The organism is Veillonella faecalis (assembly GCF_024677885.1).
In the GTDB taxonomy this organism is placed as follows: domain Bacteria; phylum Bacillota; class Negativicutes; order Veillonellales; family Veillonellaceae; genus Veillonella; species Veillonella nakazawae.
Genome location: NZ_JALBWL010000001.1, coordinates 491,197 through 516,007 on the forward strand (window position 1 = coordinate 491,197; position 24,811 = coordinate 516,007).

Consider the following 24,811-nt stretch of genomic DNA (forward strand, 5'->3'; position numbering starts at 1 on the left):
GTGGGTTATACCCATATATATTTAGTTTTGAGCCACATAGTCCAAAGCTCTAACTGGACTATCAGAATTATGTGCTGGTACCTTTAATACTGTACCAGGTACAAGTGTACCAGAATCACTGATGTTGTTGAGTTCTTTCATGGCATATACCATTTCTCGAACATCCATATCTTTATGAGCTGTGCGAGCTGCAATATCCCACATAGTATCGCCTGCTTGTACCTTTACTTCATGTACTGCATGTGTATTTGTAGCTGTTACAGGATTTGTCATATTATAGCCGAACAAGATTGTTAAGCACATTCCTACCATCATCAATATATTTTTCATCTCATACCTCACATTTACATCGAACATAATATCTGAGAACATTTGTTTGTTTACATGCTTATATTAGCACACGAACGAATGTTCGGTCAAGTGTTTTAGAACAAATGTTTGCAAAAACTTTTAAAATTGCCTATAATAGGTATATAAGATAAGTAATTATCTTATGTCTTTATTATATAGTACGAAATGAGTAAATTTTTCCACATATATACTAATATTATTTTGACATTACATTGACTATGGAGGTTCATCGTGAGACGCCCTGCTACAGATATTAATACTAAACAGCGCCGTATATTAGATTTTATTAAGGACTCATTACATAATGAATATCGTTGTCCTACTGTTCGAGAAATCTGTACCCATGTAGGCCTTAGTTCTACTTCTACTGTGCAATCTCATTTGAATGCTCTTGAAAAGTTTGGTTATATTAAACGGGATCCTAATAAAAATCGTGCTATTACAGTACTAGAGGATACAAAACCTTCTATTTCTGTAGATGGTAATGAAACATCAAGTTCTGATAATTTTGAGTTCTTAGGTGCTGGTTTAAAACAAGTTCCTCTTATTGGTACTGTACAAGCAGGTATGCCTATTACAGCGGTAGAAAATTTAGAGTCTACTCTTACATTACCTGTTCAATTAACTGGTGATTCTGACTGCTTCTTACTACGCGTTCAAGGCGAATCCATGATGAATATTGGTATGTATGAAGGTGATATGCTCATCGTACGCCATCAAAATACGGCTGATAATGGTGATGTTGTTGTAGCACGTATCGATGACGAAGCTACAGTAAAACGTTTCTATAAAGAAAATGGTCATATTCGTTTACAACCTGAAAATGATAATTTTGATCCTATTATTGTGGATGACTGTCATATTGAAGGTCTTGTCATTGGTCTTGTACGAGACAGAATATAGAAAAAACCGGCAACTTGGGTTGCCGGTTTTTTATTATACTTAAGACTTGTAAAAAAAACAGAAGCTATATTAAATAGCTCCTGCTTTTTTTTTAGTTTATTTTACATATTCTGTTAAAGCTTTATCAATATATGCTGCTTCTTCGGCACTAGGGTCACACATTGGTAAATTAAATACGCCAGCAGGTAAACCTATTTTACGGACTGCATATTTAACAGGAATAGGATTTGTAGTAATAAACATAGCTTTTATGATATCTGCTAAGCTTTGATGAATACGAAGTGCTTCGTGATTATGACCAGATTCATAAGCTTGAATCATAGCATTCATATCTTTGCCCGCTATATGAGAAACTACGGATACAACACCGCATGCGCCTACAGATAGCATTGGCAATGTAAGACCATCATCTCCACTATATACCATGAAGTCATCCTCAGGCATTAAGCGTTTAATTTCAGATGAAATCATAAGATTGCCACTGGCCTCTTTAATCGCGCATACATGTGGATACTCACTATGTAATTGTGCTAGTGTTGTTGGGAAAATGCCTGTTCCTACACGGCTTGGTACATTATATACCATGATTGGCAGTGTAGTAGCCTCTGCAATAGCTTTAAAGTGTAAGTATTGACCTTGTTGATTAGGTTTATTGTAGTAAGGTACTACAACTAATAAACCATCGATTCCATCAATTTTAGATACTTCTTTTACAAAGTCTACAGAAGCTTTTGTGTCATTTGAACCTACATTAGCAATAATAGAACCTTTATGACCACATTCTTTAGTAATCGCTGTAAATAATGCTAATTTATCCTCTTTTGACATGGATGGATTTTCCCCTGTTGTACCGCATACAACGAGTCCATCGGATCCATTATCTAATAAATGATGAGCAATAGCTACACTATTTTCTATATTAAGGGATCCATCATTATTAAATGATGTAATCATAGCCGTTAATACTCGACCAAAGGTTTTCATATCTGTCCTCCCCTTGATAGATTAAAATGCTTGTTTTTCTACCAAGTACTCAGCAATTTGCAACGCATTAAGTGCTGCACCTTTACGAATTTGGTCCCCTACAATCCAGAAATTCATACCTTTGTCGTTATATAAGTCTTTACGAATACGGCCGATTTCACAGTCGTTTTGATTAGACGTATATAATGGCATAGGATAAATTTGTTCTGCAGGATTATCTTTTACTTGTAAACCAGGGAATTTTTCACATGCTGCTTTGAAAGCTTCTACAGAAACTGGTTCAGCTGTTTCTACTAAAACAGATTCAGAGTGGGAACGATACACTGGAACACGTACAGTAGTTGGTACTACTTGAATTGTGTCGTCATGAAGAATTTTTTGTGTTTCATTGACCATTTTCATTTCTTCTTTTGTGTAATCATTGTCCAAGAACACATCAATTTGTGGCAATAAGTTAAATGCTATAGGATAATGTTTAGGGGCAGATCCTGTTGGCAATAAGTTTGCAGTCATTTCTTCGCCAGCAGTATATTGTTTTACTTGGTTTTCAAGTTCTTCAATACCCTCTTTACCAGCACCTGATACTGCTTGATATGTACTTACAACGATACGTTTAATTGGAGAAATATCATGTAGTGGTTTTAAACCTAAGCTCATAATAATAGTAGAGCAATTTGGGTTAGCAATAATACCTTTATGTTTTAAGATATCTTCTGGATTTACTTCCGGTACAACTAGAGGTACTTCAGGATCCATACGGAATGCACTAGAGTTATCGATAACAATTGCACCACGTTTAGCAGCTTCTGGTGCTAATGTTTTAGAAATAGAACCACCTGCAAATAATGCGATATCAATATTTTCAAAGGATTCTGGCTTTGCTTCCTCTACTACATATGTTTTTCCATTCACTGTAAGTTCAGTACCTGCAGAACGAGCAGATGCCAACAATTTTAAATTTTCATATGGGAAATTACGCTCTTCAATAAGTGTAATAAATTCAGCACCTACTGCACCAGTAGCACCAAGAATTGCAACATTAGGTTTTTTCATTACTATATCTCCTTGCTCTAATATTATAAATAATGCTCTAAGCCGTATGTTAAACCAGTTTTAGCACTAATTTTTTTACATGCTAATACTACACCTGGCATAAAGGAAAGTCGGCTTAAACTATCGTGACGAATTGTTAACGTTTCATCATAGCCACCAAATAGTACTTCTTGGTGAGCTACGTAACCAGGTAAACGAACGCTGTGGATTGTTACGTCATCAACCTTAGCGCCACGAGCACCTGGTAAACTTTCACGAGTCAAATCCTCATCAGGCGTTGCATTCGCCGCTTGTTTAGCTTCGTTAATTAATTTAGCTGTTAAAATAGATGTACCAGATGGGGCATCGTATTTATGGTTATGATGTAATTCAATAATCTCTACATTAGGGAAATATGGTGCTAATTCTGCAGAAACCTTCATCATCATAACTGCACCAAGAGAGAAATTAGGTGCTACAAGGCAGTTTGCATTATTTTGGCGACCAATAGCATCTAATTCGTCACGTTGTTCCGCAGTTAAACCTGTAGTACCAATAACTACATGAATACCTGCAGATAACATTTTTTTAGCATTTTCATAAATAACAGCAGGATTTGTAAAATCTACAATTACATCAGGTTTATTAGTATCTAGAACCTCATCGATGGAGGCATTCATTGTAATTCCTAATTGTTCGATGCCCGCTACGGAGCCTACATCTTGACCTGCCTTAGTAGGATCGATACCGCCTACTAATGTTAACTCAGGATCATTATGTACTGCTTTGACTACTTCGCGGCCCATTTTACCGCCAGCGCCATTTACCATTACTCGAATCATATATACCTCCAAAAAAGCCAGTGGATGCATCCACTGGCCTTATAGTTTATATAGCTTATAACTGTTACTAAAAGCTCAATGATAGCACTCCACCAATTCAAATTGATGACAGTCGTCCATTTATTAAATAGACAACCAGAACGATGAGTCGCAATCACCGAACTTCGGCAAGCATCCCTTTTATCATGGATCAATGCATGCCTACTCCTCATGATTACTATTTATACTCGCACCTCTATCAACATATTCACTTAATACTATTAGTATAAGTAATTATGCGATTTTAGTCAATTAAAATGGGCAATTAGTTCTTTTGCCGCTGCTAATGCTGTTGAGGACATACCTCGACCAGACATCATGGAAGCGATTTGCGTAACGCGTTCATCCTCATTAAGTACAGATAATGTTGAAACTGTACGGTCATCTTGCTCTATTTTAGACAAGTGATAATGTTGCTTAGCAATACTCGCAGTTTGAGGTAAATGAGTGATACAGAATACTTGATTAGTTTTAGATAGATGTAGAATCTTTTCAGCTACTTTTAACGCTATATCTCCACTGATACCAACATCGATTTCATCAAATACCATTGTTTTGAAAGTGTCAGTACGGAATACAGATTTGAAGGCTAGCGCAATACGAGCTAATTCACCACCAGAGGCTACCTTGTGAAGCGGTAATAATTGCTCCCCTTTATTGGCAGAAAATAGTAGTTCAATTGATTTAGCACCTAAAGGAGATAATCCTTCGCCATCCTCTATATGGAACTGAATATCACCTTTTGGCATTCCTAAATCTACTAATTCTTGATGTAATGCACTAGCTATAGCTTTTGCATTTTTTTGACGAATGTCATGTAAAACCGTTAAAGCCTCTTCTGCCACTTTTTGCGCTTTATGAAGACGATCCTCTAATTCATCTTGTGCAAATACAAGGCTTTCAAGTTCTTCTAAACGGGCTTGTGCTTTTTCTTCGTATGCTAGAATTTCTTCTATGGTTTCACCATATTTTTTCTTTAACCCATAAAGTAATGTGTCACGATCTTGGCAATACTTATAGCGCTCTTCATCATAGCTGATAGTATCTCTGTAGCGATCTAATGATTGGGCTGCTTCCTCTAATTGAAAATAAGCAGAGTCAACCATTTCAGATACTTCCTTTAATTCACTATCATACTTTACAAGATCATTAACCTCTACCTTGATAGAGTTAATAGTGTCTAGTAATGGTTGGCGTCCATTATAGAAGGCGTCATAACAAGAACCTAATACCTTATCAATATGCTCAAAGCTATCAAGACGTTTTAATTCTTCTGCAATAGAGACATCTTCACCCATAGTGAGACCGGCTTCTTCAATTTCATCAATTTGATATCGTAGCATATCGAGCTCACGTGCTCGTTCAGACATATTTTCTTGTAAGTGATCCACATCTTGTTTAGCTTGCTTATATACTTTATAAGCATCTAAATAGGCCTTATAAGCTACTTGCCCTTCTTTATTATACGTATCCAAATATTCATGATGAGTATCTGCATCTAACAATCGTTGATTGCTATATTGACCATGAATATCTGCTAAATGTTGACCAATTTCTTTTAATGCTTTTAATGGTATAGGTTGATCATTAGCTAAGATAGTAGATTTACCATTGCGATTAAATGAACGGGAGAGAATTAATTCCCCTTCTTCAACCATAATATTTTTAGATTCTAATAGCTCTTGTATACTTTGGTGATCGGCAATATCAAATATTCCATCTATAACAAAACTATCTTTACCGTGACGAATGAACTCGCTGCTTGCGCGTTCTCCCAAAAGGATACTAAAGGCATCCATTAATATGGATTTCCCTGCCCCAGTTTCGCCGGTAAAGATAGTTATGCCATCATTAAATGAAATATTCATTTGCTCAATCAACGCAAAGTTGCGAATGCTCATTTGCGTTAACATCTATTTAGTCCTTCATTAAATCTTGAATTTTAGCTAAAATCGCTGGAACTTCAGCTTCAGATTTTGCAATTAACAAAATTGTATCATCACCAGCTAATGTACCAATAATTTCAGACCATTTTGCATGGTCAATGGAAAATGCCACGGATTGAGCTGAACCAGGAATTGTATGTAATACAACTTGATTTAAGCTGTGATCTACCTTAATTAGAGAATCTTGGAATAATCGATTGATTCGACTACGAGATAGAACTACATTTTCTTCTGGAGATAATGCATATCGATAGTGTCCATCGCCTGTAGGAATTTTGATTAACATCAATTCCTTAATATCACGAGAAACTGTAGCTTGCGTTACTTCAATACCTTCTTCTAATAAGGCCGCTGCTAATTCCTCCTGAGTTTCAATCGCCTTGGACTGCACGATTTCTTTGATTTTGTTATAGCGATAGCGTTTCATTTTGAACTCCCTTTTTTAAACCTTGCACATAAAAGAGAATAGTATCTTTCTGCTATTATTATACCATATATTCATAATTAATATATGGTATAAATTGCATGTCTCATACTAGTTATGCATATTATATTAATATTTAAAATATTGTTAATTTTCTATATACTGATAGCGTATAAACACATATCCTATAGGCTTCATCTATTTATATGAAATTAATAATTTAAAATTAGAAGATTATACATGTATAAATAAAAGCCCCTATAAAGGGGCTTTTACATATTTCTTATGACTTTTATTCATAATGAATAAAGATATATTTCGTTTTATCGTTTTTGCAATATGAATAACTCAGGTGGATTATTGATTTGATTCATTGGATGCCAATGACATACATTATACAATTTTTGTTCTAAATCTGATAAATACGATTTAAGCATCTGCATTTCTTCAAACCCTTCTGTTGTTCCAGGGTAAGCAACAATTGTGATAACTCCAGACTTCGATAATTTTTCTAAGCCTTCATTTATGGCATCAATAGTTTGATGCGGTTTAGTTATAACTTGATGATCACCACCTGGTAAATAGCCTAGGTTAAAGATCATTAAATCAATAACTTCATCTTTTAATTGATTAGCTAATGCACGATCATGGGAGTCATGAATAAATGTTAGACTTACATCTTGTGCTATATCATTTGACTGCAATAACTCTTGGCTGCTATTAATCGCTTTCATTTGAATATCGATGCCATATAAATGACAGCCCTTTTTTGCTCGTTCTGCCAAATATAGTAAATCATGGCCATTACCACATGTTGCATCTACTACTATATTAGCGTGTTTCATTACTCGATCCCAGATTAAATGTTGAAACTGAACAGCATTGTTAATGTTAATCACAAAATCACCCCACTTGAGATTTTAGTATTACAACAACTCGTCACGACGAGATGCTAGTTTTTTAAATAATGTACCGAAGAAACATTGATCTTTAAAACGTACGAATAAACAATATACAGGATTAGAGCTTATATGTAGTGTTTCTTTATTGGTAAACGTATAGTCAAATGTACCGTCTATACAGATATGTAATTGTGGTTCACGTTCTGGCATCGTGATTTGAATTGTATCATGCTCTTCTAATACAAGTGAAACACCTTGAATCAGATGTGGCGCTACAGGTGTAACAATAATGGATCTATTATCAGGCTTCATAATAGGACCACCTGCAGATAGATTATATCCCGTAGACCCAGTTGCAGAGGAAATAATCAAGCCATCTGAAGGATACATTTGTGTATGTTGATTATTGATAGACATGTTAATACGTGCCATTTTTGCTGGTTCAGCACGGGTAATAACGATTTCATTAATTATAGGTACTAATTCTTCTTCATTACCATTATTTCGGTCAATATATGCATATAAATGTCCACGTTTTTCTATATTATAATCACCATTTGCAATACGTTTAATATGACTTTGCATTTGATGAACTTCAATTTGGTTTAAAAAGCCGAGTTCACCAAGGTTAATACCACAAACAGGTACATTATATGGGTAAATTTGTCTTGCCAAATGGATGATGGTACCATCACCACCAAAACTAAAGGCAATATCAATTTGTTTAAAGATTTCTGGACGACTTAAAATGTGAGTTTCAGGAATCTTAAGTACTCGTGCAGGTGCATCTGATTCGAGATCATCTGGCAAAAATACTTCGATACCTTCATCTTTACAAATATGTGCAGCCATTTTTAAAACTGCCATAATATTGCTTTTCCCCATGTTTGGGAAGAATCCGATACGCATAGTAATCTCCTATAATGAATGGGCTTCTGCAACCACTGTATCAATTAAAGCATCATCAATGGCTAAAGCCCCTTCTTCGTACTTTTTAAAATAACCTAAAAACTCAATATTGCCTTCCATGCCTTTAATTGGTGAGAATGTTAAGCCGTGAATATATAATCCACAATCATGAGCAACGTGTAAGATACGATGTAAAACTTCTTTATGGATTTTAGGATCTCGCACAATACCGCCTTTACCTACATTCTCTTTGCCCGCCTCAAATTGAGGCTTAATCAAAGCAACAAGAGCTCCTGTATCCTTTAATAAGGTAGTTGCAACTGGCAGAACCTTGTCCAAAGAAATAAATGCTACATCAATAGAAATAAAGTCCACAAGTTCACCAAGTTGCTCAGGTGTAACAGTACGGATATTTTGCTTTTCCATATTAATCACACGCGGATCTTGACGCAATTTCCAAGCCAATTGATTATAGCCTACGTCAATGGCAAAGACTTTAGATGCACCATTTTGTAGGGCGCAATCTGTAAAACCACCTGTACTAGCACCTATATCAACCATAACAGCATCCTGTAAGTTGATAGGATACGTTTGAATGGCTTTTTCTAACTTTAATCCACCGCGACTAACATAAGGCAACGTATTGCCCTTTACTACAATATTGGCATCTACAGGAATTTTTGTACCTGCTTTATCAATACGCGTAGTATCCATGAAGATTTGGCCAGCCATTATGGCCGCTTTGGCTTTTTCTCTACTTTCAAAAAGTCCTCGGTTAACGAGGAGTATGTCTAAACGTTCTTTACTGCTCATATAACACCATTATAAATATAATAAAATTGAATACATGCTACAAGAATGCCAAGAATTAATCCCCCAAATACCTCTATTGGTGTATGGCCTAATAACTCTTTTAAGGCCTCTTTACGAGTGATGGCAACAGGTATATTTTTCTTTGTAAAATAGTCTACAATTTGATTTAGAATTTGAGCTTGACGCCCAGCCTCTAATCGTACGCCTGATGCATCATACATGACTACAATAGAGAATACTAGAGATAGTATAAAAAGATCAGATGCTCCATTTTTTAGGTATATGGCTGTGGTTGTAGCAATTACGAAAGATGTATGAGAGCTGGGAAATCCTCCAGATCCTACAAGCCGTTCTGAACGAAATTTGCCATGTCGAACTAGTTGCCATACAAATTTGATAGCCTGCGCAGTAAACCATCCCCAAAATGCAGCTTGTGCTATGTAGTTGTGTGCTATTTGTGGTAATATATCAATCATTATTTATACCTTCTTCAGGTAATACCAATTAATTAGTTCGTTCTAAAAGATAATCAATTAGAGCAGATAATATAGATGTATCATAAGAAACAGAGTTTAATGCATCGTGAGCTTGTTTGCCAACTAATAGGGCTTGCTCTTTTGCTCCTTCTAAACCAAGGAAAGATACATACGTCGATTTATGTTGTCGAATATCACTACCAGGAGTTTTTCCTAATTCTTCAATTGTTCCAGTTACATCTAGAATATCATCAGTAATTTGGAATAACAATCCTAAACAATTAGCATAATCCATAAGCGCTTTTCGAGTAGTCGTATCTGCATTGCCTAAAATAAGGCCTAATTCTACTGATGCATTAAATAATGCACCCGTTTTTCCACTGTGCAAAACCTTTAACTCTTCTAGTGGGATATGCTTATTTTCACTGAGCATATCGAAGGCTTGACCACCGACCATGCCTTCCGGGCCTGCTGCAGTAGCTACACATTGAATGGCCTCTATTTTTTGCTGAGGCGTAGCAGTTTTATTCTCAGTCATTAGCTGAAAAGCATAAGTTAATAAACCATCACCAGCTAGAATCGCCATACCTTCACCATAAACTTTATGATTTGTTAAATTACCTCTGCGATAATCATCATTATCCATAGCGGGTAAATCATCATGTACTAAGGAATATGTATGGATACACTCCATGGCGCATAGAAATTCCTTATAATCAGCTGGATCTTTATGAAGCATTTCTAACACAGCTTTAGATAAGATTGGTCGGATTCGCTTGCCGCCTTGCATTAAGCTATAACTCATGGATTCATAAAGAGGTTTAAATTCTTGATTTGGGCTACTTAAGACCTCACCTAACCATTGTTCAATATGTTGTTTGCTAGACCCTAAATAATCTTTGAACATAGAATCTCCTTATTCGCTGATGCGGACTTCTTCGATAATTTGTTGAACTTCATTTTCAACCGAATCGAGCATTTCTGCACATTCTTTTACTAATGTTAAGCCCTTTTTATATTGAGTTAAGAGTTCAGAGATGGTCATATCACCATCGTCTAATTGCTTCACGATATCCTCTAAGGCTTTATATTTCTTTTCATAACTTTTTAGTGATGCGGCCATCTTTGTGCGCCTCCTTTACCATAGCATTCACATAACCATCAGCAAGTGTAACTCGTATATCATCCTTTGGATGTAATTGTGTAACAGACGTTATAGGTTTATCCTTATGTTCAACCTTTGCAAATCCTTTTACCATCATTTGTAATGGATTTAGAGATTCTAATTGTTGAGCTAACAATGCTAGACTATGTTTCTCTGTATTGTATCGTTCTTTTGTGGCATTGGTTAAAGACTGTGAAAGCTCTTGTAATTGCGTTTTCTGTTTATGCAAAAATTGTAGAGCTGGAATACCTAATCTACGATTAAAGAGCAATGTCAAATCTGTACGTTTTTGCTGTAATGTATAACGTATAAACTCGTGTAGGTATTCTTCTTTTTCTGTTAATTGATCTTGTAGTGTAATGATAGGAAGTACAGCCATTTCTGCAGCGTGACTTGGCGTTGCTCCACGAGCATCTGCTACATAATCACATAAGGTATAATCTGTTTCATGACCTACTGCTGAAATAATTGGTGTATTAGCATTATAAATCGCCTCTACAACAGATCTATCATTGAAACACCATAGGTCTTCCATAGATCCACCGCCACGACCAACGATGATGACATCTACATCAGGATCAGTATCGGCAGCAGCAATACCTTTGGCAATAACAGGTCCTGCAGTATTGCCTTGGACCGGAACAGAGAATAACTTAAATTGCACTAGTGGGTTACGTCTCTCACTGACATGTAAAATATCATGTAATACAGCACCAGATTGAGATGTAACAATGCCTATGCAACTTGCCATGTACGGAAGACTTTGTTTGTGGCTGTCATCAAAGTATCCTAGCGCCGTTAACTCTCGTTTTAACGCATCAAATTCGAGCTGTAATGGGCTTTTAGACCCTATTTGCATATCGGATGCAATAAGATTTAAACGGCCCATTTTATTGTAAAAATTAACAGATGCTTTTACAGTCACTAATAAACCATTCTGAATGGCATTGGCAAGGCCCTTTTGCATAACAGTACTAGACCACATGGTAACATCAATAGCAGATTCTTCGTCTTTTAACGAGAAATACATGTGACCACTACTATGGCGTTTTGCGTTAATAATAGTACCGCTAACATAGACATTCTTAAGGAGATATTCACGGTCTAAGGTGCGCTTTATAAGATTGTTTAATTGTGTAATGGTTAATACATTCACGATTATCCTCTAGTTTCTTGTAAAAAAGCTGCGCCAAAAGCATTGCCAGTGGCATTGTCAACAGAAAATTGTGGCTGTGCTACATGTAATGTAAGATGGTTACGTCTACAATACTGCTCCATACGATGACGAAGTAAGCTATTGCTCATTACACCACCAACGGCAATTAATGTTTGAACCGGTTTATTTTGTAAATGATAGGTAATCATTTTTTCTAATGCATTTCCTATGGATGTGAATACAGCTCTCGCTAAGTTAGACTTTTCTGTATCATTCATAGAATCACTTATACGTCGCATAGCTGCACTACATGGACCAGCAAAACTGATCCAACCTTCTTTTACCGAAGATGGCAACGGTTCATATTCGGTAGTTTGTAATGCTAATGCTTCAAGATGCTTCCCTGCTGGAAATGGCAAGCCCATAGCTACACCGATGCGATCTACATATTGACCGCCTTGTAAATCCTTAGAACCACCGATAATATGAGAATCAAAAATGCCTTCACCTTTATAATGACAATACACGAGCTCCGTAGTACCACCTGATAAATGAAGTGCTAAGAATGGTTCACTGGGAATTGTTTTTAATTCTCGAAGGGCAGCTAAAATATGATTTTCTTGATGTGCAAAAACGTGTAGCGGTACATTCATCATATGACTTAGAGATTGACCATACCCTAGCCCTACCATAAAGGCTGGCATATAGGAATTTTCCTCACGTCTAGGAAAACCACTAACACCGATACCGCTAATTGGTAGTTGTGGCAATTCAGATATCAACTTAGGCAATGCCTTTGTATGTTGAAAGACCATATTTGATTGTTGTAGTCCTCGCTCACCCTGTTTGACCTCTAATATTTTGCGAGCTTCCCCAACTATTTGAAAGTCGCTATCTATAATGGCACAACTTGTAGTGTAGCAACTAGTATCAATGCCTAAGTAATATCGTTTCATTATTTACTCTTATTATATGCATCTAGAATTGCATTAATTAATTTATAGGAAGAATCAGAACCAAAATCTTTAGCTAATTGAATAGCTTCATTAATAGCTATAGATGGTTCTAAAGGTTCATCTTCATTTGTCATTTCCCATAGAGCAATACGTAAAATAGCACGATCAACCTTGTCTAAGTTTTCAACTTTACGTGATTTACAAAATGGCTGTAATGCGGCATCTATAATTTCAGAAGCGGATAATACACCATTTATAATGTTATTCGCATAGGCCTTATCCATAGATTTATGCATATGTCCTTCTGGAAATTGAACATCACTTTGGTCTACATGAAATTCATTAGCATATAACATTTGAAATGCGTATTGACGTGCTTCACGTCGATTTCGCTTAATTACCATGTGGAGTTGGCTCCTTTTCTTTAACAATACCTTCAATATGAACATCAACCTTAACATGATCAAGATCAAGCATATTCTTTAAGGTTTGTTTGATTTCTAACTGCAATTGTTTGGATAATTCAATAAGATTGTATCCATACAAGGCTTTAATATAAATATTGATTTCAATAAAACCTTTACGATGTTTAACATTGATACCTGGTAAACTACGTTGACCAAAGGCATGTGTAATGCCCTCTACTAATTCATCGTAAAAGCGAGGGCTTAAAGAATGAATACCTGGAATCGTAGCTAACGTTTTAGTAGCTACATCGATGATGACAGAGTCTGCAATATCAATGGTATCCATATCTAATCCATAGTTTAATTGATTGTCTGAACTCATATAGATACCCTCCTAAGGCTGTGATGGTGTTACTAAATCATCAAAAATAATGTCTTGTACCACTACATCAATGGTTTGTACCTCAATTTCTGTATAAGAAACTAAAGCTGTTTTGATACGTTCTTGTAAACGTAAGGCCACATCAGGGATACGATACCCATATTGAATGCAAACATATAAAGTAACAGAAATTGCTCCTTCATCATTAAATGATATCTTTACACCTTCATGATCAGATTTACGTCTAAAGAAGGTATTAACACCATCATTAAAGGTGGAGCTCATATGATGTATACCCTTCGTTTCAAGTGCAGCTATAGTGACAATCGTAGCATATACATCTTCACTAATCTTAATTTTACCCGACTCTAGTTCAGTATTTTTCTTGGTCATACTGGCCTCTTTCAAAAAAAGCACTTGTCCCTATATATAATTACATAGACGACAAGTGCTTACAGTGCAAATGTTAGATATATGGGGAATCAGATTCCATGAAAAGATCTAGCCCCAATACATATCAATAAGTATTAGGCACGTTCGATGTATTGACCTGTACGAGTATCAATACGAAGTACATCATCTACTTCAATGAAGAGAGGTACTTTTACAGTGTAGCCTGTTTCCAATACAGCTGGTTTGTTACCACCAGTAGCAGTATCACCACGGATACCAGGGTCTGTTTCAACTACTCGAAGTTCAACAGCTACAGGTAAATCGATACCGATTACGATACCTTGGAAGAACATGATGGATACTTCCATATTTTCAAGAAGGAAGTTTTTAGCATCACCTAGTTGTTCAAGGTTAAGTTCAACTTGATCATAAGTTTCGTTATCCATGAATGTATAAGCGCCATCAGATTCGTATAAGTATTGCATACGACGACGGTCAACATGTGCTTTAGGAACTTTTTCACCAGCATTGAACGTACGTTCTACTACAGAACCAGTTTGCAAATTTTTCATTTTAGTACGTACGAATGCAGCACCTTTACCTGGTTTAACGTGTTGGAAATCAACTACTTGCCATACATTACCGTCGATTTCAACGGTTACACCTGGACGAAAATCATTACTGGAAATCATCTAACTCTTCTCCTTCTAAATACCTATTTCAATTAACTCTTTTGGACTATGTGTCAACACCTCATAGCCGTCAGATTTGACGATGACACTATCCTCTATTCTCAATCCGATAGTACCTGTAATATAAATACCGGGCTCTACCGTAATGATCATATTTTCTGTAAATACCGTATCGGATTTTGTATTAGCCACTGGTTCTTCGTGAATCTCAAGACCTACGCCATGACCAGTACCGTGATTAAATTCCTTGGTATATCCATGTTCTTTGATATAATCACGACATACTGCATCGAGTTCTTTACCGGTAATACCAGCCCGAACAGCAGCTACGCCGCGTTTTTGTGCTTCTAAAACTATACTATACAGCTTTTTTTGCAATTCAGAGGCAGGACCCATTACAATAGTTCTAGTCATATCGGAATGGTAACCCTTATATACGGAGCCAAAGTCGAAGGTAACAAAATCACCTGCTTCAATGACCTTATCACTAGCTACACCATGAGGCATACTAGAACGGTTACCAGAAGCAACGATGGTTGCAAAGGAAGGTTCCTCTGATCCACGTTTTAACATTTCTGTTTCTAATATGATGCGCGCTTCGTTTTCTGTCATTCCTACCTTTAATTGTGGTAATAATGCAGCAAAGGCGTCGTCACCAATTTTAGCAGCTTTTCGCAATAATTCTAATTCATCTTCTCGCTTAACTGCTCGTAGTTTAGCAAAATTGATAGAAGTAAAATTAAAGCGTTCATCTAATGTATCACATAAGGTTTCATACGTATCTACCGGCATTTGCTTGCCTTCAATACCGAATAAACCTTCGTGAATATGATGCTCATTGAATATATCTACAAGAGTATCCATAACAGAGGATTCATATTGAATGACTGTATATCCTTCACATTGTTTTGTAGCTTGTTCAGTATATCTGAAATCAGTAATCATAAAGGCTTTATCTTGTGTAATGATAGCAAAGCCTGTAGTACCAGTAAAACCAGCAAAATAATGTAAATTTATAGGGCTCATCAAAATGACGCCTGTTAATTCTTGCTCTTTAATATACTGTTGTAGCAGATTTAAACCATTCATAATCATGCTCCTAGTCTATAAAGTACAATTAATCTTACCATAAAATACCTATATTGAATAGAATTTTATGCTATTTTTTGAAAGCCTCTATATCACCAATGGTTAAGTCCTGTACAGAACCAACTTCTTCTATGCCTGTTAAATCTATATGGCCTATAGTTAACCGTTTTAAATATGTAACAGTACCGCCTGCAGCACCAATCATACGTTTTACTTGATGATATTTGCCTTCTTCAATGGTAATATGCAGAGATTGAGAAGATACAACATCAATTAAAGCAGGCTTGCAATGGGTTCCGTCACCTAGTACAATCCCCTCTTTTATACGTTGAATTCCTTCTTCTGTTAACTCACCATCATATTCTACGTAATAAACCTTGGATACATGTTTATTACCATTGATGATTGAGTGTCCCCAAACACCATCATTGGTAAGCAACAGTAATCCTTCTGTATCCTTGTCTAATCTTCCCACAGGGACCACACCCATTTTAATATATTCAGGTGGCAATAAATCCATTACAACAGGATGATTTGCATCCTCCACAGCTGTAACATAGCCTTTGGGTTTATGAAATTTTACATAATACTGCTGCTTAGTATTAACCACTTGTCCATCAACTGTTATTACATCAGATTCAATATCAACGTGGATATCTTTTTTTGTTGTTATTTCACCATTAATAGTAACTCTTTGATCCTTTAAGAGTTGATGAACTTCTTTTCGACTGCCATAAGCTTTATTAGCTAATAATTTATCGAGTCGCATCATACATGTCCTTGGAGTAATTCAACATGAGCTGTATCATTGAGCAAATTCAAAATATTATGATCATATTCGCCCATACCATTATAGAAAATACGGTTAATAGCTGTATTACCTTGGCTAAAATTCCAACAATGACTAATAGAAATATCTAATAATTTACATAATAAGGTTCTAATTGTTCCGCCATGACATGCTATTAAAAGAGTCTCTTCCTCATCATTAACATTGAGGAATTCTTCCAGACCTGCCCAGGCACGATCTTGCAAATCTTTAAAGCTTTCGCCATTTGGTACTTTTACAAGATGAGGACGCAAATACATCTCATCAATAAGGCCGGGCCAACGCGCTTCAATGTCTGAAAATAGCATAGCTTCCCAGTCACCAAAATTAAGCTCTCGCAATCGTTTATCTACTTTGATAGATGTTGTGCGGTCACCTCGAATCGTTTCGGCTGTAACTAAGGCACGACTTAAATCACTAGATAAGATACGGTCAAAGGTAACATCTTTAAGGGCATTACCACATGCTTTAGCTTGATTCAAACCGTTTTCATTGAGGGGAATATCTGTAATACCTTGATATTTACCCATTTTATTCCAATCAGTTTCACCATGACGCACAATATATAATGTCTTCATAATCTTCCTATACTTTCAAAATATTTGTCAGTTTATCCACCAGTTTAATATTAGTATCATGATCTTTAATAGCAATGCGTACCCAGTGATTAGTTAAACCTACATAGGAGTCACAATTGCGCACAATCATATTATATTTTTTTAGCTCTTCATTAATATAGTTTGCTGTAATTCCTTCTTGATTAACTTGGAACAAAATAAAATTAGCTGAAGGTGGATATACAGTAATTCCTTCTATATCATCTAATGCATTGTACATAAATGCTCTTTCGTCATTTAATTCTTGTTTAGTTCGCTTAATGTAATCCACATCATTCAAGGCCGCCTTTGTATATGCTTGCGCTAATGTGTTTACAGACCAACTAGGAATATATTGCTGTAATTGAGTAATTAATGTTTCGTTAGCAAAAGCGGCACCAATGCGTAAACCAGGTACAGCATAGAATTTTGTGAAGGAATGAACTACGATGATATTATCGAATTCATTTACTAAAGAGCGCATAGAATGCTCATTATCTTGTAATGGATCATTTCCAACAAAATCGATAAATGATTCATCTATAACAAGTAAGCTATTTGCATCTTTCAACATGCTCGCTACAGTGCGAATATGATCTTTATCAAGTAATGTACCATCTGGATTATTAGGATTACCTAAAAATACAATGATGCGACCATCTTGCCCTTTTAGTTCAGCTGCAAAGGTTTCTAATGCCAAATATGGTACCTCAAAATAAGGTTTTCCATTATCATCTTCCCGAGGTCGATAAAAAATATCACGTACAGGAATCTTACTTGCTTCAAGAGCCTCTTTATACTCAGAAAATCCTGGTGCTGGTACAAAAGCACCTGTATATCCAGGTAAACGGCAAATAGCATATAATAGCTCGGCTGCACCATTACCAACTATAATTTGATGTTTATCCATTCCATATGTATCAGCAATAGCATTTAATACATCATCATTGGTAGCATCAGGGTAATGAGAAATGTAGCGCAATTGTGCATTTAATGCGTCTAATCCACGTTGACTAGGTCCAAGGGGATTAATATTAGCGCTAAAGTCGACCACCTCATATGGTTCAATTCGTTGTTCATGGGCAAACTGAAATATATTGCCCCCATGTATCTTAGACATATAATTCTCTTTCTATTAAATATATTATCGTTTAATATAGGTTAATCCTTCATTTGTTGTTTCTACTGTATCCACATAGGATAAGTGAGGTAACTTACGTATGATTTCTTGCTTACAATCATCAATGCGACTGTAATCTACTGGAAATAGCAGTCCCATAATAGTACCACTATGAGCTATGATTGTACCAACACTGTTATAGTAATTTCCTATATCGTGAAAATCATATAAGTTTGCTTTATATAGTATGCGTTGATTACCAAAAGCACTCAATGTAGCTGCTTGACCAATTAAATTGATATCATGTGTTTTTAAGCCTTGTTTAAATAAATCTAGTGACTCACGTATAATAGGCTCTTTTTCTAAAATTTTAGTTTGTAAATCTACTTGTTGATTAAAGGTAATTGTATCTATACTACCGCCTTCATCAAATACAAGAATTTTCAATGGCGGACACATTCCTAGTGGTTGAGAAATGGTACCTTTAATATAATCAAACTGCGTAACACCTTGATAAAATGAAGCATCTGTAGGTTCTACGGATAAACAGATTTGCTCTAGTTCTTTTAGTGATAAATTATAATCCATAGCTAAAGCGGTAGCCATAGCCGTTACAGAAATATCAGCAGAACTTGAAGCCATCCCTTTACCTTGTATAATGTCAGAACGTACATATACAGGTGGACAAGTTTGATCTTTATTTTTTTTCTCTAATAATCGTTGTACTAATTGTCTTGCCAGAGCTGACTTAGGTTGTAATGCACAATAATGTTGTGAAAATGGATGTTTTACATTACTTAATGCGTAGGAGTAACGATTAATAGGACAAGTCACTAAAAATGACTGGCCATTAATAGAACCTTGTAGAAATTCCCCACATGTACCTGGGGCTCTTACATAATAGGTCACATTAAACTCCTTTCGCATTAAACAAAAACAGTAATTGTTTTTATAAAACAATGGATAAATAAGTATTAAAACATCGTAGTATTAGAAGCCACAGAAGCAGATAATACAGATAATATAATAATATAAATTAAAAGTAATAAAACCTCTGTAACTTCAACAACAAATCCGTAAGTATCACCTGTAGTACCACCAAGTTGCTTAACAATATAATGGTTGAGTATACGATTGATAATATAGGTAATAATCATACTTACAATATTGATTTGAAAAATACCTAATGTAGCGTAAACCAATACACCTAATCCAACAACATAGCCTACATCAGCTATGGAAAAAATAGAATATACACCATATAAAAGGGTATATAAAATTACACCAATTAGTAATATTACAATAGGCATAAAGAAGGTTGAAAGTGTATTGTACGTAATAACATGCTTTGGTGCTAAATTAGCGAATGCAGCCCCCATCCCCTGCTCTCGTGCATAGGGATAGGATCGAATACTCAAAACAATGGACCAACGACTCATTAATGGCATCATAATTAGTGCCATTGGAATAAATTCCGCTGTTGGAATCGCTGTTAATAATTGCCATTTTAAAAGTGTAACAAATACAAAAGCAACAACACCAAAAGAGCCTATACGGCTATCTTTCATAATTTCTAACTTACGGTCCCTTTCACGTCCAGAAAATAAACCGTCACTGGTGTCCATTAGGCCATCAGCATGGAGACCACCTGTAATTAAGAATTCCGCTATAACAAGGATTAACATCAATGGTACTAACGGTATAAATGGTGATAATATACCATACAATAATGCTAAAATAAGGCCAATAATTAAGCCTACATAGGGAAAGGCTACAACGGATTTACCAAAATCTTCTACAGACCATTCTGTTTGATTAACGATTTTTAAACGTGTTAGAAACTGTAATGCTATGAAAAAAGGTGTCATTATACATTCATCCCATAAGTAATGGCTGTACTAATTATAATCATTAGTATAGTCGTAAAATACATCATATAAATTGTACGTGTAATGTGGTTACGATTTAATTTTTCAATGGGATCTCCCATGTATTCACGGAAGGTCATTTTTTTGAAATATTGGTTGTAACCACCTAATCGAATATGTAAGGCTCCTGCAACTGGTGCTTCTGCATAACCGCCATTAGGACTTGGATGCTTATGGGCATCACGCAAGCCAATTTGTAGGGCTTTTTTAGCATCAAAGCGTAAAAAGAATGCAGAAATTATTAATAATATAAAGGTAATGCGTGCAGGAATCCAATTGAGCACGTCATCAAAGCGAGCTGCTACTCGACCAAAGTATAAATATTTTTGGTTCTTATACCCAAGCATAGAGTCCATAGTATTGGCAGTTCTATATAGAATTGCACCCATTGGACCGCCAAGGATAAAGAAGAATAACGGAGCAATAATCCCATCCACTGTGTTTTCTGCAATGGTTTCTACCGTAGCTCGTGTGATTTCACTTTCATCTAATTCTTCTGTATCGCGACCTACAATCCAAGATAATCGCTTGCGTGCTTCTACAATATTATCTTGTTTAATTAATTGGCTAATAGTAAAGCCTGCACCAGCTAGTGAACGTGGAGATATAGCAATATATAAAATAATTACTTCAAGAGCATATTCTACCCATTCATCAATTACGCCACCAAGCCACAATATTAAAGACACTATAATATATACAGAAACGAGGATTAAGCCAACCGCAATACCACCGTACCATAATTTTTTAGTATCGTTATCAGTATCTTTATAGAGAACTGCTTCAAAAAAAGATATAATGCGACCAATAATAGCTACAGGATGGTATTTACTATTAGGATCTCCAATGAGTAAATCTAATAAAAATGCTAAGACTGGTATACATACAAAGCTATACTTTGTAAACCAATGCAAGATTGTTAAATGTTCCATATATCTCCCCTATTACCCCAAGGTAGACATAATATAATCCATATCTAAGTGTTCTTCTACAATATCAGCTAATCGATTATAAGCTGCATTCTTGTGTTCGAAATAATGGAATACTACATCTAATGGTTCTAACCCCTTACGTTCACGCAACTGATTGATAATAAAGCGTCTAAATTCATCATTATCAAACACACCATGAATATATGTCCCCATTACTTGGTGATTACCATCGATAAAACCATCAACTACATTAACGGCTTCTTCACTGCGACTTGTAATGGTGAAACAACGGCGCACAGTATCTACTAATGGTGTAGTATCACCCATATGGATTTCATAGCCTACTAGTTTTTCACCTGTAAATGTACCATTTAAAAATTGAAGATTTGAAACATTGAATTCTACTTGATGTGTTGTTTTTTGATCCTTCATAGTCGTAGAAGAATCGACTAAACCAAGGCCTTCAATTTCTTCAATATCTCCTTCCATATGATGCGGATCATAAATTGTTTTGCCCAACATTTGATTGCCCCCACATACACCAATAACAGGTGTACCTTTGTCAGCAAGTTTTTTTATTTCATCGGCAAAACCAGAGTTACGAAGATATGTAAGATCTGCTAGTGTATTTTTGGAGCCCGGTAAAATGATTAAGTCCGGATTGCCAATAACATCGCCAGGGCCGACGAATCGAACAGATACATCTGGTTCATAATTTAATGCATCAAAGTCAGTAAAGTTAGAAATTTTAGGTGTTTGCATAACCACTACTTGAATTTCTTTAGCTCCACTATTGCGTTTGTTTTCCAGTGCAACAGAGTCTTCTTCATCAATATCAAGGTTTTCAATAGCAGGAATGACACCAACTACCTTCTTTCCTGTTTTTTCTTCAATGAAGGTAAGTGCAGGTTCTAATAGTTTAATATCACCACGGAATTTATTGATAACAATACCTTTAATAAGATCTCGTTCTTCTGGTTCTAGTAATTCTAAGGTACCAACGATAGATGCTATGGCACCACCACGGTCGATATCAGCGATGAGATATACAGGTGCTTTCGTCATCTTGGCAATGCGCATATTTACGATATCATTAGCCTTGAGATTTACCTCTGCAGGGCTACCTGCACCTTCAATAACCATCATATCAAAATTGGAATCTAAGAAATCGATAGATTCTTTTACCTTATCAAGAGCGGTTAAGGAATATTTTGTATGGTATTCTTTAGCACTATAAACGCCCACAGGTTTCCCCATCAATACAACTTGAGAAGATTGATTACCTGTAGGTTTTAATAACACAGGGTTCATTTGTACAATTGGATCTATGCCAGCAGCCTCAGCTTGCGCTACTTGAGCACGACCAATTTCATCGCCCCATTTTGTCACATAAGAATTGAGGGCCATATTTTGAGCTTTAAAGGGAACAGTTTTAAAACCTCTTCTATAAAAGATACGGCATAATGCAGTACATAAAATACTTTTGCCTACATTGGAACTTGTTCCTTGGAACATAATTTTCTTAGCCATTTATATGAACCTCCTGGGATTTTAATTCAATGGTAACGCCACTAATCGTTAAGTATAATTTGTCAGCCTCAGTTGCTACTGTTCGATTGACGCGGCCTGCAATATCTCTAAAATATCTTGCTAGCTTATTATCTGGTACAATACCTAGACCAATTTCATTAGTTACAAATATAACTATTTTATCATCACTTGCTTTGATTAGATTTAATAATGCTTCTAATTCTGAAAGTACCATATCTTCTAACCGATTTGCATCTTCTTGGCCTTGAATTGACCCATGAGCCATCATATGATTTGTTGTAAACATGGTTAAACAGTCTATGAGTATTACATCCGCTACACTGCTAATATGTTGCCACTCTTCGGCCAAATATAATGGTATTTCAAAATTCGTCCATATATTACCACGTCGCTCTTGATGTTTCTTTATACGATCAACCATTTCATCATCAAAAGCTTGTCCTGTTGCTACATAAGCTTTTCGACCTTCTGTAGCAAGGGCTAAACGTTCTGCAAATTCACTTTTTCCACTTCGTGCCCCACCGGAACATAATATAATTTGTGATTTCATAATGCACCTATACAAGAATTTATAATTTCAGTATCATTATAAGTATAACAAAGGAGCGATACTATGGAAATTATGAATATGAAACTAAAAATGATGGCTACTTTATGGGATAATACCTATCGTGTTGCCATCGACGATGGACAAGGTAAATATATTGGCACCGCACGTGTAGTAGTAAATGTTCCACTACCACCAGAAATGTTACCAGAAAATGCACCTCAAGTAGAACCACAGTTATTGGTTTTAGTAGAAGATTTCGATTTCGGAGCTGATAAGATTATAAACTTCGAAACAACACTTTCTGATCTATTGAGAGAAAAATTCCGTTATGAAATTCCTCATATTTTCTTCTACTATCCAAGTCCTCATGATGTTTTAAATCAAACAATTTCACAATAAGGTCTATAACGAGCAAAAAGCTATGTAAAATACATAGCTTTTTTTGTTTATTCAGCTCCAATTTCCTCTTCTACGCGACACATAATAAAGCAAAGGTCGGATAGACGGTTTAAATATTTTAAATTAGATTCATGAACGCTTTCACCAGCATCTAATACACGCCATAAATCACGTTCAGCACGTCGAGTGATCGTTCTCGCTACATGTAAATAAGCTGAAGATTGTTTTTCACCAGGAATCACAAAATTGGATAATGGTTCAAGCTTTTCGTCAAAGCGATCAATAACCTTTTCTAAATGTTTAACATGTTGCTCTGTAATGACTGGCGCCGCATTTAAACTAGCAATATCTGCCATTAAAGTCCATAAGTTGCGCTCAATATCATATAATTCAGTAGCAACACGTGGATTTTCAGCATAGGAACGAGCCAAGCCTAAAAAGGCTTGTAATTCATCGATTGTACCATAAGCTTCTACGCGTAAAGAGGATTTAGGTACTCGTTCACCGGTATATAAACCAGTTGTACCAGCATCGCCTGTTTTTGTATAAACACTACTTGCCATATGTATTACCTCCTATAGAAATACATAAATGTAGAATAAAAAGCTACATGTTCTCAACCTTGAGATTATTTATATTCTGGGAACCAAAGATGAATTTCACGAGCAGCAGCCTCTGGAGAATCAGACGCATGTACTACGTTTGCATCCATTGTTAGGGCATAGTCACCACGAATACTACCAGGGGCAGCATCTACAGGATTTGTGGCACCGTTTAAAGCACGTACAGATACGATGGCATTGTCTCCGGCCAATACGAAAGCAAGAACTGGACCAGATGTGATGAAATCAACTAATTCACCGAAGAATGGTTTTTCTTTGTGTTCAGCATAATGCTCTTCCGCTAATTCACGAGGTACTTGTAAAAGTTTTAACGCTTTAATGACAAGACCTTTACGTTCATAACGGCTAATAATTTCACCACTTAATTGACGCTTAACTGCATCTGGTTTTATTAAAACTAATGTTTCTTGCATGATATCCTC

31 protein-coding genes and 1 riboswitch are annotated in these 24,811 nt (G+C 35.9%); of the genes, 2 read left to right on the plus strand and 29 right to left on the minus strand.

From position 1 onward, the window contains the following. Nucleotides 1-21 precede the first annotated feature (21 nt). Complete coding sequence (locus tag MOQ65_RS02250; RefSeq protein ID WP_257846527.1) at nucleotides 22-330, minus strand: LysM peptidoglycan-binding domain-containing protein; 309 nt, start codon at nucleotides 328-330, stop codon at nucleotides 22-24. A 252-nt stretch (nucleotides 331-582) separates the two neighbouring features. Between MOQ65_RS02250 and lexA the strand changes: the two genes are divergently transcribed. Continuing rightward, nucleotides 583-1,254 carry a transcriptional repressor LexA gene (gene lexA / locus MOQ65_RS02255; protein ID WP_257846528.1) on the plus strand — a complete coding sequence of 224 codons (672 nt, stop codon included), beginning with the start codon at nucleotides 583-585 and terminating at the stop codon, nucleotides 1,252-1,254. Between the two features lie 96 nt (nucleotides 1,255-1,350). On the opposite strand, the gene dapA is transcribed toward lexA, so the two are convergent. The 26 genes from dapA to cobU form a co-directional block, all read right to left on the minus strand. Next, nucleotides 1,351-2,238: a 4-hydroxy-tetrahydrodipicolinate synthase gene (gene dapA, locus MOQ65_RS02260; protein WP_257846529.1), complete on the minus strand. Its 888-nt coding sequence runs from the start codon at nucleotides 2,236-2,238 to the stop codon at nucleotides 1,351-1,353. 21 nt (nucleotides 2,239-2,259) lie between these two features. Continuing rightward, entirely contained in the window at nucleotides 2,260-3,291 is a 1,032-nt protein-coding gene (locus MOQ65_RS02265) for an aspartate-semialdehyde dehydrogenase (protein WP_257846530.1), read from the minus strand. 23 nt (nucleotides 3,292-3,314) lie between these two features. Further along, nucleotides 3,315-4,112: a 4-hydroxy-tetrahydrodipicolinate reductase gene (gene dapB / locus MOQ65_RS02270; RefSeq protein ID WP_105094374.1), complete on the minus strand. Its 798-nt coding sequence runs from the start codon at nucleotides 4,110-4,112 to the stop codon at nucleotides 3,315-3,317. Between the two features lie 74 nt (nucleotides 4,113-4,186). Beyond that, nucleotides 4,187-4,358: riboswitch (Lysine riboswitch) on the minus strand. Nucleotides 4,359-4,399: 41 nt separating this feature from the next. Next, a complete protein-coding gene (gene recN / locus MOQ65_RS02275; protein ID WP_257846531.1) occupies nucleotides 4,400-6,064 on the minus strand; it encodes a DNA repair protein RecN in 1,665 nt (554 codons plus the stop codon). Between the two features lie 4 nt (nucleotides 6,065-6,068). Next, nucleotides 6,069-6,524, minus strand: a complete 456-nt coding sequence (gene argR, locus MOQ65_RS02280; RefSeq protein WP_024065706.1) for an arginine repressor — start codon at nucleotides 6,522-6,524, stop codon at nucleotides 6,069-6,071. A gap of 320 nt (nucleotides 6,525-6,844) precedes the next feature. Continuing rightward, on the minus strand, nucleotides 6,845-7,420 hold the full coding sequence (gene mnmM, locus MOQ65_RS02285; protein WP_060924590.1) for a tRNA 5-(aminomethyl)-2-thiouridylate-methyltransferase MnmM: 576 nt from the start codon (nucleotides 7,418-7,420) through the stop codon (nucleotides 6,845-6,847). 27 nt (nucleotides 7,421-7,447) lie between these two features. Further along, nucleotides 7,448-8,332 carry an NAD(+)/NADH kinase gene (locus MOQ65_RS02290; RefSeq protein ID WP_105085621.1) on the minus strand — a complete coding sequence of 295 codons (885 nt, stop codon included), beginning with the start codon at nucleotides 8,330-8,332 and terminating at the stop codon, nucleotides 7,448-7,450. Nucleotides 8,333-8,341: 9 nt separating this feature from the next. Next, on the minus strand, nucleotides 8,342-9,145 hold the full coding sequence (locus MOQ65_RS02295) for a TlyA family RNA methyltransferase (protein ID WP_178884967.1): 804 nt from the start codon (nucleotides 9,143-9,145) through the stop codon (nucleotides 8,342-8,344). Beyond that, nucleotides 9,142-9,621, minus strand: coding sequence for a divergent PAP2 family protein (locus MOQ65_RS02300; RefSeq protein ID WP_257846532.1), 480 nt, complete (start codon nucleotides 9,619-9,621; stop codon nucleotides 9,142-9,144). Before MOQ65_RS02300 ends, MOQ65_RS02295 begins: the two co-directional genes overlap by 4 nt. 28 nt (nucleotides 9,622-9,649) lie before the next feature. Continuing rightward, entirely contained in the window at nucleotides 9,650-10,528 is an 879-nt protein-coding gene (locus tag MOQ65_RS02305) for a polyprenyl synthetase family protein (protein ID WP_257846533.1), read from the minus strand. A 9-nt stretch (nucleotides 10,529-10,537) separates the two neighbouring features. Then, nucleotides 10,538-10,744 carry an exodeoxyribonuclease VII small subunit gene (gene xseB / locus MOQ65_RS02310; RefSeq protein WP_105085617.1) on the minus strand — a complete coding sequence of 69 codons (207 nt, stop codon included), beginning with the start codon at nucleotides 10,742-10,744 and terminating at the stop codon, nucleotides 10,538-10,540. Continuing rightward, complete coding sequence (xseA, locus tag MOQ65_RS02315; RefSeq protein WP_257846534.1) at nucleotides 10,719-11,942, minus strand: exodeoxyribonuclease VII large subunit; 1,224 nt, start codon at nucleotides 11,940-11,942, stop codon at nucleotides 10,719-10,721. Before xseA ends, xseB begins: the two co-directional genes overlap by 26 nt. A 2-nt stretch (nucleotides 11,943-11,944) precedes the next feature. After that, a complete protein-coding gene (locus MOQ65_RS02320; RefSeq protein WP_227720912.1) occupies nucleotides 11,945-12,898 on the minus strand; it encodes a Kae1-like domain-containing protein in 954 nt (317 codons plus the stop codon). Further along, the gene (gene nusB, locus MOQ65_RS02325) at nucleotides 12,898-13,302 is read right to left on the minus strand and encodes a transcription antitermination factor NusB (protein WP_213467831.1); all 405 of its coding nucleotides are present in this window, start codon (nucleotides 13,300-13,302) and stop codon (nucleotides 12,898-12,900) included. Before nusB ends, MOQ65_RS02320 begins: the two co-directional genes overlap by 1 nt. Further along, a complete protein-coding gene (locus tag MOQ65_RS02330; protein ID WP_129823021.1) occupies nucleotides 13,292-13,687 on the minus strand; it encodes an Asp23/Gls24 family envelope stress response protein in 396 nt (131 codons plus the stop codon). The genes nusB and MOQ65_RS02330 overlap by 11 nt, the downstream gene beginning before the upstream one ends. 12 nt (nucleotides 13,688-13,699) lie before the next feature. Continuing rightward, on the minus strand, nucleotides 13,700-14,080 hold the full coding sequence (locus tag MOQ65_RS02335) for an Asp23/Gls24 family envelope stress response protein (protein WP_060924598.1): 381 nt from the start codon (nucleotides 14,078-14,080) through the stop codon (nucleotides 13,700-13,702). A 134-nt stretch (nucleotides 14,081-14,214) separates the two neighbouring features. Next, nucleotides 14,215-14,772: an elongation factor P gene (gene efp / locus MOQ65_RS02340; RefSeq protein WP_060924599.1), complete on the minus strand. Its 558-nt coding sequence runs from the start codon at nucleotides 14,770-14,772 to the stop codon at nucleotides 14,215-14,217. 15 nt (nucleotides 14,773-14,787) lie between these two features. After that, nucleotides 14,788-15,861: a M24 family metallopeptidase gene (locus tag MOQ65_RS02345; protein ID WP_156719123.1), complete on the minus strand. Its 1,074-nt coding sequence runs from the start codon at nucleotides 15,859-15,861 to the stop codon at nucleotides 14,788-14,790. A 70-nt stretch (nucleotides 15,862-15,931) separates the two neighbouring features. Further along, nucleotides 15,932-16,630 (minus strand): pseudouridine synthase, encoded by a 699-nt coding sequence (locus MOQ65_RS02350; protein WP_195185934.1) that lies wholly within the window; start codon nucleotides 16,628-16,630, stop codon nucleotides 15,932-15,934. Next, nucleotides 16,630-17,268, minus strand: a complete 639-nt coding sequence (locus MOQ65_RS02355) for a histidine phosphatase family protein (protein WP_257846535.1) — start codon at nucleotides 17,266-17,268, stop codon at nucleotides 16,630-16,632. The genes MOQ65_RS02350 and MOQ65_RS02355 overlap by 1 nt, the downstream gene beginning before the upstream one ends. A 7-nt stretch (nucleotides 17,269-17,275) precedes the next feature. Beyond that, complete coding sequence (locus MOQ65_RS02360) at nucleotides 17,276-18,406, minus strand: pyridoxal phosphate-dependent aminotransferase (protein WP_213467830.1); 1,131 nt, start codon at nucleotides 18,404-18,406, stop codon at nucleotides 17,276-17,278. A gap of 24 nt (nucleotides 18,407-18,430) precedes the next feature. Continuing rightward, entirely contained in the window at nucleotides 18,431-19,315 is an 885-nt protein-coding gene (locus tag MOQ65_RS02365; protein WP_156719120.1) for a GHMP family kinase ATP-binding protein, read from the minus strand. 65 nt (nucleotides 19,316-19,380) lie between these two features. After that, entirely contained in the window at nucleotides 19,381-20,274 is an 894-nt protein-coding gene (gene cobS / locus MOQ65_RS02370; protein ID WP_257846536.1) for an adenosylcobinamide-GDP ribazoletransferase, read from the minus strand. Then, a complete protein-coding gene (cbiB, locus tag MOQ65_RS02375; protein ID WP_105094364.1) occupies nucleotides 20,274-21,266 on the minus strand; it encodes an adenosylcobinamide-phosphate synthase CbiB in 993 nt (330 codons plus the stop codon). The genes cobS and cbiB overlap by 1 nt, the downstream gene beginning before the upstream one ends. Before the next feature lie 12 nt (nucleotides 21,267-21,278). After that, nucleotides 21,279-22,796, minus strand: a complete 1,518-nt coding sequence (locus MOQ65_RS02380; protein WP_257846537.1) for a cobyric acid synthase — start codon at nucleotides 22,794-22,796, stop codon at nucleotides 21,279-21,281. Continuing rightward, nucleotides 22,789-23,367, minus strand: coding sequence for a bifunctional adenosylcobinamide kinase/adenosylcobinamide-phosphate guanylyltransferase (cobU, locus tag MOQ65_RS02385; protein ID WP_257846538.1), 579 nt, complete (start codon nucleotides 23,365-23,367; stop codon nucleotides 22,789-22,791). Before cobU ends, MOQ65_RS02380 begins: the two co-directional genes overlap by 8 nt. 63 nt (nucleotides 23,368-23,430) lie before the next feature. On the opposite strand from cobU, the gene MOQ65_RS02390 reads away from it, so the two are divergent. After that, nucleotides 23,431-23,766, plus strand: coding sequence for a hypothetical protein (locus MOQ65_RS02390; protein WP_105085603.1), 336 nt, complete (start codon nucleotides 23,431-23,433; stop codon nucleotides 23,764-23,766). 47 nt (nucleotides 23,767-23,813) lie between these two features. Here MOQ65_RS02390 and MOQ65_RS02395 read toward each other — a convergent pair whose 3' ends face one another. Further along, nucleotides 23,814-24,329 carry a cob(I)yrinic acid a,c-diamide adenosyltransferase gene (locus tag MOQ65_RS02395; protein WP_005386667.1) on the minus strand — a complete coding sequence of 172 codons (516 nt, stop codon included), beginning with the start codon at nucleotides 24,327-24,329 and terminating at the stop codon, nucleotides 23,814-23,816. A 65-nt stretch (nucleotides 24,330-24,394) separates the two neighbouring features. Continuing rightward, a complete protein-coding gene (gene ndk, locus MOQ65_RS02400; RefSeq protein WP_105089180.1) occupies nucleotides 24,395-24,802 on the minus strand; it encodes a nucleoside-diphosphate kinase in 408 nt (135 codons plus the stop codon). Between the last annotated feature and the right edge of the window lie 9 nt (nucleotides 24,803-24,811).

Coding starts and splice junctions, on each gene's coding strand:
- argR (WP_024065706.1), bottom strand. CDS start 6,524: ATGAAACGCTATCGCTATAACAAAATCAAAGAAATCGTGCAGTCCAAG.
- MOQ65_RS02380 (WP_257846537.1), bottom strand. CDS start 22,796: ATGGCTAAGAAAATTATGTTCCAAGGAACAAGTTCCAATGTAGGCAAA.
- MOQ65_RS02345 (WP_156719123.1), bottom strand. CDS start 15,861: ATGAATGGTTTAAATCTGCTACAACAGTATATTAAAGAGCAAGAATTA.
- MOQ65_RS02290 (WP_105085621.1), bottom strand. CDS start 8,332: ATGCGTATCGGATTCTTCCCAAACATGGGGAAAAGCAATATTATGGCA.
- ndk (WP_105089180.1), bottom strand. CDS start 24,802: ATGCAAGAAACATTAGTTTTAATAAAACCAGATGCAGTTAAGCGTCAA.
- MOQ65_RS02305 (WP_257846533.1), bottom strand. CDS start 10,528: ATGTTCAAAGATTATTTAGGGTCTAGCAAACAACATATTGAACAATGG.
- MOQ65_RS02395 (WP_005386667.1), bottom strand. CDS start 24,329: ATGGCAAGTAGTGTTTATACAAAAACAGGCGATGCTGGTACAACTGGT.
- MOQ65_RS02295 (WP_178884967.1), bottom strand. CDS start 9,145: ATGAGCAGTAAAGAACGTTTAGACATACTCCTCGTTAACCGAGGACTT.
- cobU (WP_257846538.1), bottom strand. CDS start 23,367: ATGAAATCACAAATTATATTATGTTCCGGTGGGGCACGAAGTGGAAAA.
- nusB (WP_213467831.1), bottom strand. CDS start 13,302: ATGGTAATTAAGCGAAATCGACGTGAAGCACGTCAATACGCATTTCAA.
- MOQ65_RS02360 (WP_213467830.1), bottom strand. CDS start 18,406: ATGTCTAAGATACATGGGGGCAATATATTTCAGTTTGCCCATGAACAA.
- MOQ65_RS02300 (WP_257846532.1), bottom strand. CDS start 9,621: ATGATTGATATATTACCACAAATAGCACACAACTACATAGCACAAGCT.
- MOQ65_RS02265 (WP_257846530.1), bottom strand. CDS start 3,291: ATGAAAAAACCTAATGTTGCAATTCTTGGTGCTACTGGTGCAGTAGGT.
- MOQ65_RS02390 (WP_105085603.1), top strand. CDS start 23,431: ATGGAAATTATGAATATGAAACTAAAAATGATGGCTACTTTATGGGAT.
- recN (WP_257846531.1), bottom strand. CDS start 6,064: ATGTTAACGCAAATGAGCATTCGCAACTTTGCGTTGATTGAGCAAATG.
- MOQ65_RS02335 (WP_060924598.1), bottom strand. CDS start 14,080: ATGACCAAGAAAAATACTGAACTAGAGTCGGGTAAAATTAAGATTAGT.
- MOQ65_RS02330 (WP_129823021.1), bottom strand. CDS start 13,687: ATGAGTTCAGACAATCAATTAAACTATGGATTAGATATGGATACCATT.
- xseB (WP_105085617.1), bottom strand. CDS start 10,744: ATGGCCGCATCACTAAAAAGTTATGAAAAGAAATATAAAGCCTTAGAG.
- MOQ65_RS02355 (WP_257846535.1), bottom strand. CDS start 17,268: ATGAAGACATTATATATTGTGCGTCATGGTGAAACTGATTGGAATAAA.
- efp (WP_060924599.1), bottom strand. CDS start 14,772: ATGATTTCCAGTAATGATTTTCGTCCAGGTGTAACCGTTGAAATCGAC.
- cbiB (WP_105094364.1), bottom strand. CDS start 21,266: ATGGAACATTTAACAATCTTGCATTGGTTTACAAAGTATAGCTTTGTA.
- dapB (WP_105094374.1), bottom strand. CDS start 4,112: ATGATTCGAGTAATGGTAAATGGCGCTGGCGGTAAAATGGGCCGCGAA.
- MOQ65_RS02250 (WP_257846527.1), bottom strand. CDS start 330: ATGAAAAATATATTGATGATGGTAGGAATGTGCTTAACAATCTTGTTC.
- cobS (WP_257846536.1), bottom strand. CDS start 20,274: ATGACACCTTTTTTCATAGCATTACAGTTTCTAACACGTTTAAAAATC.
- dapA (WP_257846529.1), bottom strand. CDS start 2,238: ATGAAAACCTTTGGTCGAGTATTAACGGCTATGATTACATCATTTAAT.
- MOQ65_RS02350 (WP_195185934.1), bottom strand. CDS start 16,630: ATGCGACTCGATAAATTATTAGCTAATAAAGCTTATGGCAGTCGAAAA.
- MOQ65_RS02320 (WP_227720912.1), bottom strand. CDS start 12,898: ATGAAACGATATTACTTAGGCATTGATACTAGTTGCTACACTACAAGT.